A 13,495-nucleotide genomic window follows, 5' to 3' on the forward strand; every position below is an offset into this window, starting at 1 on the left:
GTCGCACGGCCCCAGAAGGGGCAGGGGGTGAGCCTGCCCCCCGGTCACGCCGCCACGCTCACGTCTTCACGCAGGCGCTGCGCGAGGCCCTGGCGGATGTGCCAGACCAGCTCGGCTTTCACGGCCTGCTCGATTTCGCCCAGGCGGTCAGCGCGGGTGCTTTCGCCGTTCAGAGCGAAGTCGAACAGGCTGCCGTCGTGAATGACCACGCGGGTCTGAGTGGCGGGGCCGTACGCGTTCACGCGGGCGTAGTCGTACGTGCCATCTGCAACTTTCGGGAGCTGAACTTCGTATCTTGTCATTGACCTTCCTCCTGTGTGGGTCGCATCGAAGGGGCTTGCTTTCCTAGGGCTGCGCCCCTTCTTTGCTGAGTTGATAGTAACATATTTTGCCACCAGTGGCAAGATGTGTTACTATCAACTCGGGAGGGTAGGATGACTGGAATGAATGACCGCGTGCGGGAGGCCGTAAAAAACCGCCTCAAAGAGAAAGGCATCTCTCAGGGGCAGTTAGCGACCTTGCTGGAGGTGGAGCGGCCCAGTATCACCCGACTGTTGTCGGGCACAAGTGGAAAGGTGCCGCAACTTTGGCAGGAGGTACTGGACGCGCTTGATTTGGAGCTCGTAGCCATACCAAAAGGCCAAAATGCTGATTAATGTTTATCTAAAATCCATTACTTATCCTTTTCAGCTGTAGCGGGATCTTTAAATAAATATTTCTGCCACTCAAAGTCATCGAACACCCCATTTTTCATTTTGTTTTCGATTTCAATAATTTCTAATTTTCCAGGATCATTTTCTACTGCAAATTTTATCCACCGCAGGGCATCTTCAAAAAGCTTAGCCCTTATACACATGCTGGCATTTCTCAAAATAATTGCCGTCTCAAGCCTTCTATTTAATTGAAGCCCCAGTGGCTTCATTCTCTGCTTCATATATTTTTCCCAAACTTCAAATGATTTACTGGGTTCCCATTCTGATTTTTCTCCAACAAATGTATTTGCGACTACAGATTCTATATGTGGAGTGTCAAGCTCATTAGTGAAGTTTTCAAGAAATTCTTCGGATCCATCAACGGCAAGATCAGGATGAACCAAGAAATGGTATATAAAATACATCAAAAGCATTGGTCTTCTTTTCTCTACATCTATCCCCTTGGCCTGCTTCTGTATTTCTTGCAGAACTCCCCTTACATCAACCATAAATTCGCGTTCACCAGCAACTAAGGCTGTTGATATATCTAAGAATCCAGATAAGATCTTTTTCGCTTTCGTATGATTGAACCCTTCAGACAGATGGATCCAATACTCTGGAGCCATTTCAGCTATAACAATATTTGGATATGATCTAGTATAGTCAAAATCCTCATATCCAGTAGACTCAGAGTCTTCAACAAATTTTGTGATCACTTTTCTCGCAACTCTAATAATGCCACGAAAAGTCAGAACAGACTCACCATTATTTGAGTAAAGATCTGACTCATGCCAAGGTGTGACCATCATTTTCGGCAAGTCCTGCAATTCATGAACATATTTGGATCTCGCAGCGTAGGCACCACGCAGAGCGCTTTCTAATTGAGGTCTTCCAATTGGATTATTTACACCAACGGCCTCTTCCCGGAAAAATGATTCATCAATATTAGAAAGCACAAACTCTCTATATCTTCTACTTAGACCGAGATACTCGTGTTTTAAAATGGCTTCTCTTATAGGTTGAGCTTTTTCATCCGGAATATCAGCCATGCTCTTATCTAAATCACTCCTCCTTTTCCCCTCTAAGCTTTCCCAGCCAGCTTCAAAATCAGAGAAGTCTCTAGCTAGAGACTCCAGGGAAGCCACAATAATTGTGTAAGCTACGTCAAGGTCATCACCCATGCGATGAATTCCTGTAACAAATCTGCATATAGAGCGCATTACAGCTTCATACTTTTTTCTAGGCAGAGAAATCAGTTTTTCCAAAAACTTCTTCAGCCTGTCCGAATCTTCTACGCTGTACGAAACCTCTTCATCGAATATTCTTTTAACCAATTTACTAACTGGAGATGTTCTTCCAATGGAAGGATACTTACTTCTCGTAAGACGGTACACCAAATCCCTATCTGGACTAAATACCGCACCTAGAACAAAAGTAGCTATGGCGCACAAGTCATTCACCATAGACTCAGGCCCAACAGAGACTAAGAAGGCGGGTTTTATTTCTCCATCATGGTCTTTAGTCTTAGACTCTAGTTTTTCGTTAAACTCATATACGGTTGTCCTCATTTCACTGAGCACAGAAGAAGGATGTAAAGTTCCTACAATCGTTTCAATTGGTATCAGAACGTTATAATTTGTGTAGACTACGCTTTTATGGTTTGTGATGTATAAATCACTGGGATCCTGCGACTTATAAAATTTCCCCGTCATTATCTGCAACAAGGCATTCCTCCACAAACAATATTCATTTCATTCATAAATATTACTTCTTGCTGGCAATGACAGTTAGTAGCCGAATGATCTCAGCGTTCTGCTTGATCTGAATATAGTCGTACCGGACTTGCGCCTCATTAGCGACCTGTGTCACCTGAGCGGCACTAGCAGAGAGCGCCACGTTCTCACTATATTCTGCCAAGATAGCGTCCGCTTCTTTAACGAAATCCGACTTCGTTTTGCCTTTGGCGTTGAAGAGCGTGTCGGGCCCGAAAGCCTGTCCCGCGACAAGCCCGCCCATAAAGAGTCCCATGGCTAGAGCACCGGCATGCATTTTCCTCATGCCTACTTGTATCACCGCCAATTACCACCCTTTGCCGAAAATGCGGATCGTTTCGGCCTAACGCGACGTCGACCTCTGCACTTCCCGTCATGTTTCTTCACCCCCTGTTGCTCGTTTGATCTCGACGCTCACGCCCAGGGCTTCCACCCAGCGCGGCACGCGGCCAGCTTTCAGCGCGGCCATGTACGCCTGGGCCGCGTCCCTGGGGATGCTGCTGCCTTCCCCTTCCCCGAGGTCGTAGTCCTTGATGAAGACCGGCCACGCGCGGCGCGCCAGGGCGTCGTGCTGGCCGGTCTTCGGCATGAGCAGGTTCCGCCAGCCTTCCGGGCCCAGTTCGGCGAAGTCCCGCTTGAGCTGCGGCAGGTCGCGCAGGAACCGGAGGAAGCCCACGCTGCCCAGCAGGGCGCTTAGCTCGCCGGGTTGGAGTTGGTCTCGCTCCCAGGGTTTGATGCCGTACCAGTGGGCGAGGAGGGCGAGGGTTCGCCGTTCCCCAACTGTTCCAGCAGGGCGGCTTCCAGGCGCGTCTCCGTCTGTGCCAGGGCCGCCCGCAGCGTCTTTGGGTCGGCCAGCCTGCCGGTGACGTACGCCTGCGTGAGCTGCGCGATGGTCGTGGGCGTCATGTCCAGGATCAGCTCACGCAGGACGGGCAGGTCGGTCCCGGCCGCGCTGCGCTTGTGCAGCAGCCCAGCCAGCCACTCGGTCGGGTCCTGCTGGCCCAGGGTCCGCTGCGCCTGTTCCACCTGCGCCCGCTCGCGCAGCGTGGCCTCTTGTAGCCACAGTTCCACCTCGGCGGGCGCCGTGACGCCCTGCTCGGCGAGCGCGGCGCGGGTGGTCTCAGGGACGGCCAGCACGACCCGCAGGGTGGGCCGGCCAGTGATGGGCAGGGATTCAGTCTGGGTCATGGGCTCCTCAGGAGTTCCTGCTCGCCCCACCCGTCCTCGTCGAGGTTCAGGTAATCGGGGGGCAGGGTCAGCAAATAGGTGTTCTGCGTTTGTGGGTTGACAAATTCGAGCGGTCCCGTGAGCCCCGCCCGGGCGAACAGCAGCCCGGCGCGCAGGCCGTCAGGGGTGACCTGACAGCCGTACGCGCAGGCGACGGGCTCACCGGCCCGCAATTCGCGGGCGATGAGTTCGAGCATGGTTAGGGACTGTCGGGCGTTTCGACGATGGCGCCCTGGCCGAGGCCGTTGAAGGCGAACGTCAGCTCACCGTCGTACGGGGCGGGTTCGGTGGGGTCCTGCAGGATGACCCGGCCGCCCTTCCACTTCGTGTCACCGGGGCGTAGGCGTTCGATCCAGATGGGCAGGCCGGTGCTCCACGCGTCCCAGAGGTCGCTGATCTGTTCCGCCTGGGTGCCGCCGTCCACGACGTGACCGCCCAGTGTGAACGTCCAGTTTTTCTGGCGGATGGTGTCCCCGTCGCGCCAGCCGCCGTCGGTGCTGTCGTAGTCGCCGTTCGGGGCGTTGTCGAGGTCCTGCCCGCCCTTGATCTCGCTGCTCTGGAGTCCGCTGATGACGGTCAGCCCGCTGCTGGGCCGCGCGGTGGCACCGGCGGCCAGCACCGCCCAGCGGATCTTCGTGCCCTTCCCTTTCTTCACTGCCATGGTCAGCTCCTCGTGTAGTCCTGCGTGATGCCGCTGAGCGTGTCCCCGTCAGCGGTCGGGGTGGGGCGCGCAGACCCCGCTTCGTGCCAGTCGGCAGCGGTGAGCGCGTCGCGCGCCTCGTCTGCCAGAGCGAGGGCCGCTTCGATGGTCAGCCCGAAGGTGTTGACCTGCAGGGTGACCATCCGGCCCGCGCTGTCGTAGTCGCCCAGGCGGCGACTGGTGATGAGGTCCAGCACGATCAGGCGGTCCGGATCGGCTGGCATGTCCTGCCCGCGCACGTGGACGTCCGCCCCTTCGATGAGGGTCAGGGCGTCCTGCGCGTTGGCGATGAGGTCGGTGGTGTTCATGTGCCTCCCAGGGCGTCGCGCAGCGCCTTCCGGAAGAAGGCGGCCGGGGCGGTGAAGCGCGTGCCGAATTCGACGTACAGGGCGTAGGCGACGTTCGTGCCGACGCGCCAGTGGCCGGGCCCGATCTGTTTCAGGCCGATGCTCTGGCGCAGGCGGCCGGTGTCGACAGGCGCGTACCGCACGGCGAGGTTCCGGATTTCCAGCGCCAGCAGCGCGGCGCGCTTGTCCCCGACGGCCTGCACTTTCTTCCGGAGGTGCTTGAACCTCACGGCGTGACCACGCCCAGTACGGTGAACCCGTCCCAGTCGTTCACGAGGGTGATCTGGTACGGCACGCCGTCGAGCGCCACGCGGTGGGTCTGCGGGTTGAGTGCGGTGCGTTCCAGGTACACCTCGCGGCTGACCTTCACGCCGCGCAGCTGGGCGATCTGCGTGACCTTCGTGCCAGCGGGGAAGTGCGCGCAGGGGAGCGGTGTGCCCTGGGGCTGCCACGTGTACGTGACGCTGCCCAGCGCGCCAGGCGCTCCGGCGACCCGCTCGAGCACTTGGCAGGTGCTGGTGAGCATCGACGCGGGCAGCTGCATCAGAACCTCGTGGGCAGCCAGGGCCGCAGCAGCGCGCGGGCGTCGGCGGGCAGTGTTCCGGTGCTGGCCGCGTCCGTGTAGGAGCGCGACACCGGGCCCATGCTCTCGCTCTTGATGCCCACCCGCCCCGCTGCCGCCGCACCCGCCTGGGCCGTGAGCAGCACCGCCTGTCGGATGCCCTCAGGCAGCGTCCCAGCCGCCCAGCCTGCCGTGTAGCTCACGAGGTACGGGAGCGGCGCGTAGTTCGTCCCCAGCAGGCCACCGGTCAGGGCAGGCCGGATGGTCGCGCTCACGTCGATCGTGCGCGGGTTGGTCAGCACGCCGATGACGGGCGCCCCTGCCACGACGAGGGACTGGATGCTCACCGCCGGACGACTCAGGGCGATCAGGCCGCTGCTGCCGATCTCCCCGCTCTCCCCCACCCCGGCCTGCTCAGCGAGGTCCGGCAGGCCCAGCTCAGCGGCCACGAGAGCCTCAGCGAGGGCGAGCTGCGCGGGGGTGAGGTTACTCCCCTCCGGCGGACTGACCAGCGGCATTCGCGGCCTCCTGTCGCTTCGCCAGTTCGGTCAGGGCATCCTCGCGGCCCTGCAGCTTCACGAGGTCGGGGCCTTCACCGAAGTGATACCAGCCGCCTCCCTTCTTGTGAGGTTCCAGCAGGCGGTCCTCCTCGGCCATGACGAGTTCCGCCATGCGGTCGGGGCTGATGACCTGGGAGAGGCTGGCCCAGTCCACCGTCATGTTGATCGTGTCGGTCTGGGCTGCTTCCGCCTCGGCTTTCGCCGCCTGCCGCGCCTCGTACTCCTCCTCGGTTTCCAGCAGGCCCAGCGCGAGCAGGTGCTGCTCGTCCTCGCCCGTCACGGTCACCTGATCGCCGGGCGCTTTGCCGGTGAGCGGGCCGCCCACCGACGCGTGTTTCACTCGGTACTTCATGCGTTCCCTCCCTTCAGGCGAGGCGCACCCGCATCAGGTGCGCCCCAGGCGATCAGCTCGCGGCGTTCTTCACGAACGCGTTGACGTCGTAGATCACGAGCGCCAGGCGCTCCTCGGCGAGGATCGTCACGCGGTTCTTGATGAAGTCGTCCTGGTCCGTGTTGGTCATCTCGACGCGGGCGTCCATGCGGTCGAAGATCTGCGCGCCGCGGCGGAAGTTGCCCATCAGCCACTCGCCAGCGGCGAGCGCCATGGTGTCCCGCACGGGCAGGCCCCACAGGCGCGGCTCGGTGGTCGTGCCGACGTTCACCCAGATGTAGTGCCCGTCGGTGCCCTTCACGAGTTGCACCTTCTCCCAGTCCTCGGGGTTCAGCACGAGTCCGCTGGGCGTGTACTTGGCGAGGCGCAGCTGGGTCATGGCGCGGCGGAAGGTGTCGATCAGCGTGTCCCCGGCCACGGCGCGGGTGTACGCGGGGGCGCTGGTGTACACGCCAGTCAGGTTCTGGCCGGTGCCGTTGCCCTTCAGCAGCTGCACGTCTTCCACGTCGCGCAGGCCTTCGATCAGCTGCGCGTCGATGTAGGACTGAATGCCGGGCGCGTCGTCCAGCAGCTCGTCCGACACCTTCACGTAGTGCGCGATCTTCCGCACGGGGAAGGTCCTGTCCTCGAAGGTCATGTCACTCTCGGGCTTCGCGGCCAGCTCGGCCACCATCGCCGCCGCGTTGGTCAGCGTCTTGCGGACGGGGAACACGAGGCTGCTGGCCTGCGTGGTGCCCTGCGCGAACAGGTCGCGGATGTGGGGCTCGTCCGGCACTTCGTACTGGGCGAGGCGCTGGGGCTGACGGGCCATGACGCCCGCGCTGGCCGCACCAGTGCTCAGGGCCTTCACTTCCGCCGTGGCGATGAAGCGCTGGCCGCGCTTGGCGCCCTCGAAGCCTTTGCTCTCGACGAGCAGCTGGCCGGCACTCTTGATCTCGCCGCCTTCGCCGCCGCTGGCGCCCAGGCGGCCCAGCTTCGTCTGCACGTCGAGCAGGCTCGCCTTGATCTCGGCGTGTTCCTTCTCCAGACCGGCCAGTTCGGTGTCGTAGTCCTTGACCCTGCTCCCGGCCTTGATTTCCTCCAGGCGCTTCTCGGTCTTCTTCCAGATGCCGTCCTCGATCTTCTTCAGTTCCTGGGCGATGCTGGGCTCGTCGCCGTCCCAGAGGGTGGCGGGTCCGCCGAACATCTTGCCGCTGCGGGCGGGGCCGGAAAAAGCCTCGCTCATGGAGAGGGCGAGGCTGGCGAGCAGTGCGTCTTTGCTGTGGGTCATGGGGTCCCTCCCAGGGACGCGCCGAAACGGCGCAGGTCAGTGAGCAGCGAGGCGTTCTTGCCCTCGCGCTCGTACTTCTTGGCTTCCTGTTGCAGGGCGGACAGCAGGCTGGAGTGCTGGCGCGGCTCCGGGCTGCTCTTGGAATCCGTAGTGGTCGTGGTCGAAGTGCCGTCATCGTTGGCGGCTTCATCCAGCCCGGCTGCGGAAACAAGGTCTTGGAGTTCGGAGAGGGCCGTGAGGATCTTCTTCGCGTTCACCGCGGAGAGGACGCGCCCGGCCTTCGTGGAGAGGTTCACTTCAGTGATGGCCTTCCAGCGCTTGATCTCGCGCGCCAGGTCGTCGCCACTCTTGATGCCAGTGATGATGGCGCCCTCGTTCGCTGGGAAGGGCACGAAGCTGTACTCGTAGAGTTTCAGTTCGGTGATGACACGGTAGATGCCGGTCGTGCGGTAGTCCTCGGGGTACTCGGCCTTGATGGCGCTGTAGCCGATGCTCATGCTGTCCAGCGCGCCTTCCTGCGCGAGCGTGTAGATGTCCTGCCCCATCTGGGTCTGGCTCATCTTCGTGCTGGTCAGCAGGCCGTACCCGTCTTCGGTCATGCTGACGGGCTTGCCGACGGGCAGGTGCTGCCACGTGTCGTGGTTGTAGAGCACCTTGACCTTGTCCTTGCGCTCGCTGACGGTCTTGATGAACGCACCCTTCTGGATGACGTCCCCGTAACTGTCGGTGTTGCCGAACGCGGCGGCGTACGCGGTGACGATCCCTTCCCCTTCGGCCTTCACTTCAACGGTGAAGTTCTTGGTCTCAGGGACGCCGCTGGGCTTCTGATTCGTCTTGGTCATGCTGGTTCACCTCCTGTGAATGGCAATGAAAAACCGCCCACTTGGGGCGGCCACCATCGAACTAACATTCAAAAAATCATTTACGGCGTTTCTTAGGCTTCTCCTCAAGATAAAAAATTACCATCCCCTGAAGTCCAGTCAAGCTTTCCAAAACTTCCTGTCGAGCCTTTTCAATTTCTTCTGGACTCAATTCATCTTCTTCATCGAACCACGGCTCAACGGCGTTGTTAAAAAATGTTTTAGGATCTTCAACAGATGCAGTCCAATAAGAGCGCATAATCGGTGTTCGATTCTCACGGATACTGCGCGCAATCTGCTCCAGACGGTTCGCCAACTCTATGTTGCTCACGGCATTCACCTAAGGAAGCTGCTTAAACATACTAATTTGACGATTATTGACGAAGTAGATGCCATCCCCTTCTCGGGAAGCATCATCTGCCAGCCCCATCCAAATTTGCTCCTTGGACGTAATCTGATCCACAATTTTATCGCATTGCTCCTGAGTCAAATTCGGCGTTTCGTACTCCAATCCATTGGACAAGTAGAGGATGAGTTTCACGGGCTTAGCCTACCGGTTGATACAGCGTCACGCACCTGCAATTGACGCCTGCCGGTGCGCTCATAGTGCCGTTGCTGAACGGCTCGTCCAGTGCAACCTGCTCGCCGTCCATGGCCGCATGCGCGTCCCGGGTGCGGCTGTCCCCCGTGGCGGCCCAGACCTTCACGAGCCGCACGCCTTCCTCGGCCGCGATCTGCTCGGCTGACAACTGGTGCGCGGCACCGAACGCGCTACCCACCTCGGTCCGGGCGATGCGGTCCGCCCGGTACCCGGCCCAGTCCTCGGACAGCGCCCTGATCCGCTTGGCGATGTCGCGCGTGCTCTCGCCCGCCTCGACACCCTGCTTGATCTCAGCCCGGAGCGCGGCCTTACTGGTGTCGGTGATCAGCTTGATGTTGTCCCCGACGTGCCGGTCGATCCACTCGGTGACGCCGTCGGCCAGCACGTCGAACGTGCCCCCACCGCCACCTGCCGTGATGCTGCCCAGCAGCGCCGTGTACGCCACCGCGCCCTCGGACTCGATCACTGCGGTGTGGATGGCTTCCAGCAGGACCTGCCAGTCATCCAGACTCAGCTCTGGCTCCCAGGGGTCGCCAGAGGCGTAAGCACTGGCCGCCGCGTTGCCCTGCGCCAGTAGCACATCCGCCACGCGGCCCTTCAGCTCAGCGATCCAGGCATCCATGCGCGCCAGGCGCTCCGTGATCGGGTCACCCTTATCCTTGCGCTCCATGCGTGGCGGGGCCGCCCTCGCTTTCGTGGCGGGGTTGCCCGGCGCACTGGGCACGACCGGCTGCCGGGGCACGTCGCCGCCGTCCACTGGACTGAAACCCAGTGCCAGCCGCTGGTTCACGGCGTTGATCGGGAAGCCCGCGTTCACGAGCAGCACGGCCGCCTGCGCCCGTTCCTTCATGTTGTCCTGGAGCGCCGTGACGCCGCTCAGGTCTGCCACGATCCGGTGGGTCTGCTCGGCGCCGTAGTGCGGCAGCAGGCCCATGCCCAGGCCCTGGCAGAGGTCATCCAGGAGCGGCACGACTGTGTCTTCCCAGAGGATCCGCTTCGCGGCGTCGAGGTTCGCGAACGTCACGGCCTCGCCAGCCACCATCAGCACCGGCGGCACGCCGAACACTGCGCCGATCTCCTCGCGGCTCATGCGCCGGCCTTCCAGCCAGTCCATCTCTGCGGCGTTCAGACTGAGCGGCTGGGCCTTGCTCGCGCCGCCCAGCACCAGGGCCTTGCGGACGCTGTTCCCGTCGATCTGCCCCTGGATGAAGCGCGCCGCGGTCTCCTGCTCTTTGGCGTCGAGGCTGTCGCTGAGGAACACAGCGAGGCTGGGCCGCCCGTCGTTGGCGAGCACCGCGCGGTTCCAGCGGACAGCGGCCGTGTCAGTGTCCACAGCTGAGGCCGCAGCCTTCAGCGGACTGAGGCCCCAGTAGGGCGTGCTCGGATCCACGAACTGCCAGTGCAGCACCTCGTCCGCGCCGAGGTTCCGCCGATCGCTGCCCTGCTTCCACTCGTACCCGGCGATGAACGCGAGGCGGCTGGGGATGGGCTTCACCTCGTCCGGCTTCAACGGCCACAGTTCCACCGGGCGGCCCTGCACGAGCACCTTGTGCCACAGGGCGTTCCCGCCGAGTTCCAGGTGCAGCGCCCAGCGTTCCAGCATGTCCTGCCGGGACATGAACGGGTTGGGGCGGTCCAGCAGCGCCTGCAGCGGGTGCTGCGGGTCGGGCTGCCACTCGTCCCCGGTGCGTTTCTGCACGACGAGCGGCACGCTGGCGAGCGCGGTGCTGATGCGGCGGCAGGCGGTGTACACCCACGTGCTGGCCTTGAGGCCTTCACTGATGGCCTTCTCGGTGCTCCACTCGCTGCTGACGGCGCGGCCGTCCCCGCTGGCCCCTACGAACGGCAACGCGCCCTTGGCGGGCGCGGTCTTCTTGACTTCCAGGCCCAGCCAGGCGCCCAGCGTTTCCTTCCATCCCATGCTTCACCTCCCCTTACACGGACAGCCCGAAGAACCGGGCGCGTTTCTTCTCGCCCCGGAAGAGCATCGACACGGCGTCGGCCTTGTCCGGGCTGCGGCCCAGTGCCGCGCTGATCTGGTCCTTGCTGGTGATCTTGATGCCGGTGCGGGTCACTTCGAACGTCTGCACCGTGAGTTCCTGCGCGAGCTGCTCGTCCGGCGGCAGCGCCAGCTTCGGGTCGTTGCTGGGGTCCAGTGCTTCCCGCAGGCGCCAGTACGCCAGGGCGCGGGCGTTCATGAAGCCGAGGGTGCCCGTCCGGTCCCGCTCGTCCGTGCTCTCCGCGCCGTTGAACGCGGCCGTGGTGTCCTCGCCCCGCGTGTCGCGCAGGTAGTCGAACGCCGCGGCGCCCACGCCGATCACGTCCACGCACGTCGCCGTGCCGCTCCCCAGGTGCGGGAGCGCGAACGCGGCGGCCTGCCCACCCGTGGCGGTCTGCGTGCCGGGCGCGGTGAGCACCTCCGCCACGTAGTCCGGCCAGTACCGCGCGAGGGCCGTGCGGTCTGGGCCGCCGCGCGCGACGTCCAGCGCTGCGCGCTCCGGCGGGCCGGTCGGGGGCGTCCGCTCTCGCCAGCGCTGCACAGCGGCGTCCAGCCACTCGCGCGGGATGACGCGCATGCCGTCCACCTGGGCGTCCACGAACCGGCCGTAGATCTCCTGATCCACAAGCGGCTGTCCGCCCACGGTGAGCATGTCGCGTTCCAGCTGCTCGATGGCCGCGCGGTCCAGGAAGGGGTTGTCGTAGCTGCTGAACGTCCGCGAGTGGTACCCGGGCGCTCCGGCGATGGCCTTCTGGTACAGCTCGAAGTACAGCCCAGCGCGGCCCTTGGGGACACCCACGGCGATCAGTTCGCTGCGGGGGTTGTCGAGCATCATGGGCAGCACCGCGTTCTGGTACAGGTACCGGCCGTTCTCGCCCTGCAGGATGATGCCCGCCTCATTCAGCACGATCCGGTCGTACCCGAAGCCCTCCCAGTTCTCGGGGTTGTCCGCGCTGCGGAAGTCCACGTGTCCGCCGGTGGCGGGGAACTTCACGGTCTTCTCGACGACGTTCCACTCGTGCGGGACGCCCTGACCGCGCAGGACAGGCAGGAAGTAGCGTTCCACGTATCGGCGGATGTTCCCGGCGATCGTGTCACCCCACAGCACCGCGAGCCCTTCAAGGCCCCATTCAATGCAGGCGTGCGCGGCGCCGCGCGTGAAGCCGACGCGGCGGCCCTTGGGGAAGATGCGGTAGCGGCCCAGCGCCTGGCTGTCGAAGAACGCATGGGCCTGCGCGGGGCTGTAGCTGAGGTTCAGTGTCACGGTCGTCACGAGTTGCCCCCGACGATCGTGCGGGTGATCTGGACTTGAACTGGACCGCCGCCCTCACCGCTGTGTTCGACCTTCTCGGTGAACAGCTTGTGGTGCTTCCCGATCAGTTCGAGCGCCTTGATGGGGTCCTGCCGCTTGAACTTCAACCCATGCTGCGTGTACTCCACGGACTCCACGGCGAACAGCACGCCGTTCTCGGCTGCGGTTTCCAGGCTGGGAATGATGCGCGTGCGCGTCTCGGTCCCCACCTGCTTCTGGTACGTGGCATCCGGGTCCAGCGCGAGCTGCACTTCCAGCTCAGCGATCTCAGCCTGGGCCGCCTCGATGCGGGCCTTGAGCATGCCAGGGTCGATGCGGTTCATCTGCCCGATGCGGGCGTTGACCAGATCGATCTTCTCTTGGAGTGGCCGCGCTTCGAAGACGGGCACCTCGTACGCTTCCTCTTTCAGGAACTGGCTGCCGTCGGTGCGAGCGAGCGCGGTGAGGCGCTGCATGACCTCGTCGGCGGGCATGTACTGGGCCATGCGGGCCTGGATGTAGGCCTGCACGTCGGGCCGCTGCAGGATGCGCCAGCCCTGGCGGTGATCGGCGTACCCGGTGGCGCGGCTGGCGGCGCTGCTGTTGAAGTTCAGCCGGAAGTAGTGCTCGACGAACATGCGGTGCTTGTCGGTGAGGGCCGCGCCCAGCTCCTCAGCGGTGGGTTGTGTCTTGGCGTCGGGTTGCATGTGCGGGATCACCTCCAGGGCGGTACGGTGGGCGAATGGAACTCGATGACATTGCCGCCGTCATGCGGCTGGAAAGAACGTGGGCGTCCCTGCTCACGCCAGATCGTGCTTGGACCACCCAGCAACTGAAGCGGCTCGGTTGGCAAGGCTCATTGATGATTGCCAGTCATGAGATCCCCATCACGCTCGCCTTTGAATGGCGATCAACACAGGAAGGCTCTGAGGGGCTGCGCATGGTGTCTGACGCTCTTCCACTTGGTGCTGATTGGGAAGATGCCTTCGATCAAGCTGTCCGACGCGTTCACCGGCATCTGGGGTACTTGAAGGACTGACCTCAGGTGTCGAATGTCAGGACGTCCACTCTGGGCGGCTCAGGCTCAGGCCGCAGCAGGCCCAGGCTGGTCAGGTGCGCCCGGTACCACTGGTCTGCCTCTCGGTACTCGGGTCGGAGCTGGCCGCGCCAGTCTTCCCGGCCCTTCCGATCAGGTGGGCGGACGTGTCGGGGGTCCATGTCAC

General features: G+C 62.4%; 21 protein-coding genes. 2 read left to right on the forward strand and 19 right to left on the reverse strand.

Annotated elements, in window-relative coordinates:
- Window positions 1-44: 44 nt before the first annotated feature.
- A complete protein-coding gene (locus AUC44_RS16600) occupies window positions 45-302 on the reverse strand; it encodes a hypothetical protein (RefSeq protein WP_335338667.1) in 258 nt (85 codons plus the stop codon).
- A 141-nt stretch (window positions 303-443) separates the two neighbouring features.
- Here AUC44_RS16600 and AUC44_RS16260 point away from each other — a divergent pair, with 141 nt between their 5' ends.
- Complete coding sequence (locus tag AUC44_RS16260; RefSeq protein WP_231724438.1) at window positions 444-656, forward strand: helix-turn-helix domain-containing protein; 213 nt, start codon at window positions 444-446, stop codon at window positions 654-656.
- 17 nt (window positions 657-673) lie between these two features.
- Here the strand turns inward: AUC44_RS16260 and AUC44_RS16605 are convergent, their stop codons facing one another.
- The 18 genes from AUC44_RS16605 to AUC44_RS12595 form a co-directional block, all read right to left on the reverse strand.
- Complete coding sequence (locus AUC44_RS16605; RefSeq protein ID WP_157445356.1) at window positions 674-2,272, reverse strand: hypothetical protein; 1,599 nt, start codon at window positions 2,270-2,272, stop codon at window positions 674-676.
- Between the two features lie 184 nt (window positions 2,273-2,456).
- The gene (locus AUC44_RS12525; protein WP_157445357.1) at window positions 2,457-2,750 is read right to left on the reverse strand and encodes a hypothetical protein; all 294 of its coding nucleotides are present in this window, start codon (window positions 2,748-2,750) and stop codon (window positions 2,457-2,459) included.
- A gap of 87 nt (window positions 2,751-2,837) precedes the next feature.
- Window positions 2,838-3,140, reverse strand: coding sequence for a hypothetical protein (locus AUC44_RS12530; protein WP_062159051.1), 303 nt, complete (start codon window positions 3,138-3,140; stop codon window positions 2,838-2,840).
- Between the two features lie 17 nt (window positions 3,141-3,157).
- Entirely contained in the window at window positions 3,158-3,652 is a 495-nt protein-coding gene (locus AUC44_RS12535) for a hypothetical protein (RefSeq protein ID WP_157445358.1), read from the reverse strand.
- Entirely contained in the window at window positions 3,649-3,888 is a 240-nt protein-coding gene (locus tag AUC44_RS12540; protein WP_062159053.1) for a hypothetical protein, read from the reverse strand. The genes AUC44_RS12535 and AUC44_RS12540 overlap by 4 nt, the downstream gene beginning before the upstream one ends.
- A gap of 2 nt (window positions 3,889-3,890) precedes the next feature.
- The gene (locus AUC44_RS12545; protein ID WP_062159054.1) at window positions 3,891-4,352 is read right to left on the reverse strand and encodes a hypothetical protein; all 462 of its coding nucleotides are present in this window, start codon (window positions 4,350-4,352) and stop codon (window positions 3,891-3,893) included.
- 2 nt (window positions 4,353-4,354) lie between these two features.
- Window positions 4,355-4,699 carry a DUF3168 domain-containing protein gene (locus AUC44_RS12550; protein ID WP_062159055.1) on the reverse strand — a complete coding sequence of 115 codons (345 nt, stop codon included), beginning with the start codon at window positions 4,697-4,699 and terminating at the stop codon, window positions 4,355-4,357.
- On the reverse strand, window positions 4,696-4,968 hold the full coding sequence (locus tag AUC44_RS16840) for an HK97 gp10 family phage protein (protein ID WP_062159056.1): 273 nt from the start codon (window positions 4,966-4,968) through the stop codon (window positions 4,696-4,698). Before AUC44_RS16840 ends, AUC44_RS12550 begins: the two co-directional genes overlap by 4 nt.
- Entirely contained in the window at window positions 4,965-5,282 is a 318-nt protein-coding gene (locus AUC44_RS16845) for a hypothetical protein (protein ID WP_062159057.1), read from the reverse strand. Before AUC44_RS16845 ends, AUC44_RS16840 begins: the two co-directional genes overlap by 4 nt.
- Window positions 5,282-5,818, reverse strand: coding sequence for a hypothetical protein (locus tag AUC44_RS16615; protein ID WP_062159058.1), 537 nt, complete (start codon window positions 5,816-5,818; stop codon window positions 5,282-5,284). The genes AUC44_RS16845 and AUC44_RS16615 overlap by 1 nt, the downstream gene beginning before the upstream one ends.
- On the reverse strand, window positions 5,787-6,212 hold the full coding sequence (locus tag AUC44_RS12570; RefSeq protein WP_062159059.1) for a hypothetical protein: 426 nt from the start codon (window positions 6,210-6,212) through the stop codon (window positions 5,787-5,789). The genes AUC44_RS16615 and AUC44_RS12570 overlap by 32 nt, the downstream gene beginning before the upstream one ends.
- A 52-nt stretch (window positions 6,213-6,264) precedes the next feature.
- The gene (locus AUC44_RS12575; protein WP_062159060.1) at window positions 6,265-7,521 is read right to left on the reverse strand and encodes a phage major capsid protein; all 1,257 of its coding nucleotides are present in this window, start codon (window positions 7,519-7,521) and stop codon (window positions 6,265-6,267) included.
- Window positions 7,518-8,363 (reverse strand): HK97 family phage prohead protease, encoded by an 846-nt coding sequence (locus AUC44_RS12580; protein ID WP_062159061.1) that lies wholly within the window; start codon window positions 8,361-8,363, stop codon window positions 7,518-7,520. The genes AUC44_RS12575 and AUC44_RS12580 overlap by 4 nt, the downstream gene beginning before the upstream one ends.
- Before the next feature lie 76 nt (window positions 8,364-8,439).
- On the reverse strand, window positions 8,440-8,721 hold the full coding sequence (locus AUC44_RS16620) for a hypothetical protein (RefSeq protein ID WP_157445360.1): 282 nt from the start codon (window positions 8,719-8,721) through the stop codon (window positions 8,440-8,442).
- Window positions 8,722-8,922, reverse strand: a complete 201-nt coding sequence (locus AUC44_RS16625; RefSeq protein WP_157445361.1) for a hypothetical protein — start codon at window positions 8,920-8,922, stop codon at window positions 8,722-8,724.
- Between the two features lie 4 nt (window positions 8,923-8,926).
- Entirely contained in the window at window positions 8,927-10,903 is a 1,977-nt protein-coding gene (locus AUC44_RS12585) for a phage portal protein (RefSeq protein ID WP_062159062.1), read from the reverse strand.
- Between the two features lie 13 nt (window positions 10,904-10,916).
- Complete coding sequence (locus AUC44_RS12590) at window positions 10,917-12,254, reverse strand: hypothetical protein (protein ID WP_062159063.1); 1,338 nt, start codon at window positions 12,252-12,254, stop codon at window positions 10,917-10,919.
- Complete coding sequence (locus AUC44_RS12595; RefSeq protein WP_157445362.1) at window positions 12,251-12,979, reverse strand: terminase small subunit; 729 nt, start codon at window positions 12,977-12,979, stop codon at window positions 12,251-12,253. The genes AUC44_RS12590 and AUC44_RS12595 overlap by 4 nt, the downstream gene beginning before the upstream one ends.
- A gap of 35 nt (window positions 12,980-13,014) precedes the next feature.
- Between AUC44_RS12595 and AUC44_RS16630 the strand changes: the two genes are divergently transcribed.
- Window positions 13,015-13,311 (forward strand): hypothetical protein, encoded by a 297-nt coding sequence (locus tag AUC44_RS16630; protein ID WP_157445363.1) that lies wholly within the window; start codon window positions 13,015-13,017, stop codon window positions 13,309-13,311.
- Window positions 13,312-13,495: the final 184 nt, after the last annotated feature.

It is taken from the genome of Deinococcus actinosclerus (assembly GCF_001507665.1).
GTDB classification, from domain to species: Bacteria; Deinococcota; Deinococci; order Deinococcales; family Deinococcaceae; genus Deinococcus; species Deinococcus actinosclerus.

Excerpts from the sequence above, each read along its gene's own strand:
- AUC44_RS12525 (WP_157445357.1), bottom strand. The coding sequence starts at position 2,750 with ATGAGGAAAATGCATGCCGGTGCTCTAGCCATGGGACTCTTTATGGGC.
- AUC44_RS12595 (WP_157445362.1), bottom strand. The coding sequence starts at position 12,979 with ATGCAACCCGACGCCAAGACACAACCCACCGCTGAGGAGCTGGGCGCG.
- AUC44_RS16845 (WP_062159057.1), bottom strand. The coding sequence starts at position 5,282 with ATGCAGCTGCCCGCGTCGATGCTCACCAGCACCTGCCAAGTGCTCGAG.
- AUC44_RS12545 (WP_062159054.1), bottom strand. The coding sequence starts at position 4,352 with ATGGCAGTGAAGAAAGGGAAGGGCACGAAGATCCGCTGGGCGGTGCTG.
- AUC44_RS12580 (WP_062159061.1), bottom strand. The coding sequence starts at position 8,363 with ATGACCAAGACGAATCAGAAGCCCAGCGGCGTCCCTGAGACCAAGAAC.
- AUC44_RS16615 (WP_062159058.1), bottom strand. The coding sequence starts at position 5,818 with ATGCCGCTGGTCAGTCCGCCGGAGGGGAGTAACCTCACCCCCGCGCAG.
- AUC44_RS12585 (WP_062159062.1), bottom strand. The coding sequence starts at position 10,903 with ATGGGATGGAAGGAAACGCTGGGCGCCTGGCTGGGCCTGGAAGTCAAG.
- AUC44_RS16600 (WP_335338667.1), bottom strand. The coding sequence starts at position 302 with ATGACAAGATACGAAGTTCAGCTCCCGAAAGTTGCAGATGGCACGTAC.
- AUC44_RS12575 (WP_062159060.1), bottom strand. The coding sequence starts at position 7,521 with ATGACCCACAGCAAAGACGCACTGCTCGCCAGCCTCGCCCTCTCCATG.
- AUC44_RS16630 (WP_157445363.1), top strand. The coding sequence starts at position 13,015 with ATGGAACTCGATGACATTGCCGCCGTCATGCGGCTGGAAAGAACGTGG.
- AUC44_RS12570 (WP_062159059.1), bottom strand. The coding sequence starts at position 6,212 with ATGAAGTACCGAGTGAAACACGCGTCGGTGGGCGGCCCGCTCACCGGC.
- AUC44_RS12540 (WP_062159053.1), bottom strand. The coding sequence starts at position 3,888 with ATGCTCGAACTCATCGCCCGCGAATTGCGGGCCGGTGAGCCCGTCGCC.
- AUC44_RS16260 (WP_231724438.1), top strand. The coding sequence starts at position 444 with ATGAATGACCGCGTGCGGGAGGCCGTAAAAAACCGCCTCAAAGAGAAA.
- AUC44_RS12535 (WP_157445358.1), bottom strand. The coding sequence starts at position 3,652 with ATGACCCAGACTGAATCCCTGCCCATCACTGGCCGGCCCACCCTGCGG.
- AUC44_RS12550 (WP_062159055.1), bottom strand. The coding sequence starts at position 4,699 with ATGAACACCACCGACCTCATCGCCAACGCGCAGGACGCCCTGACCCTC.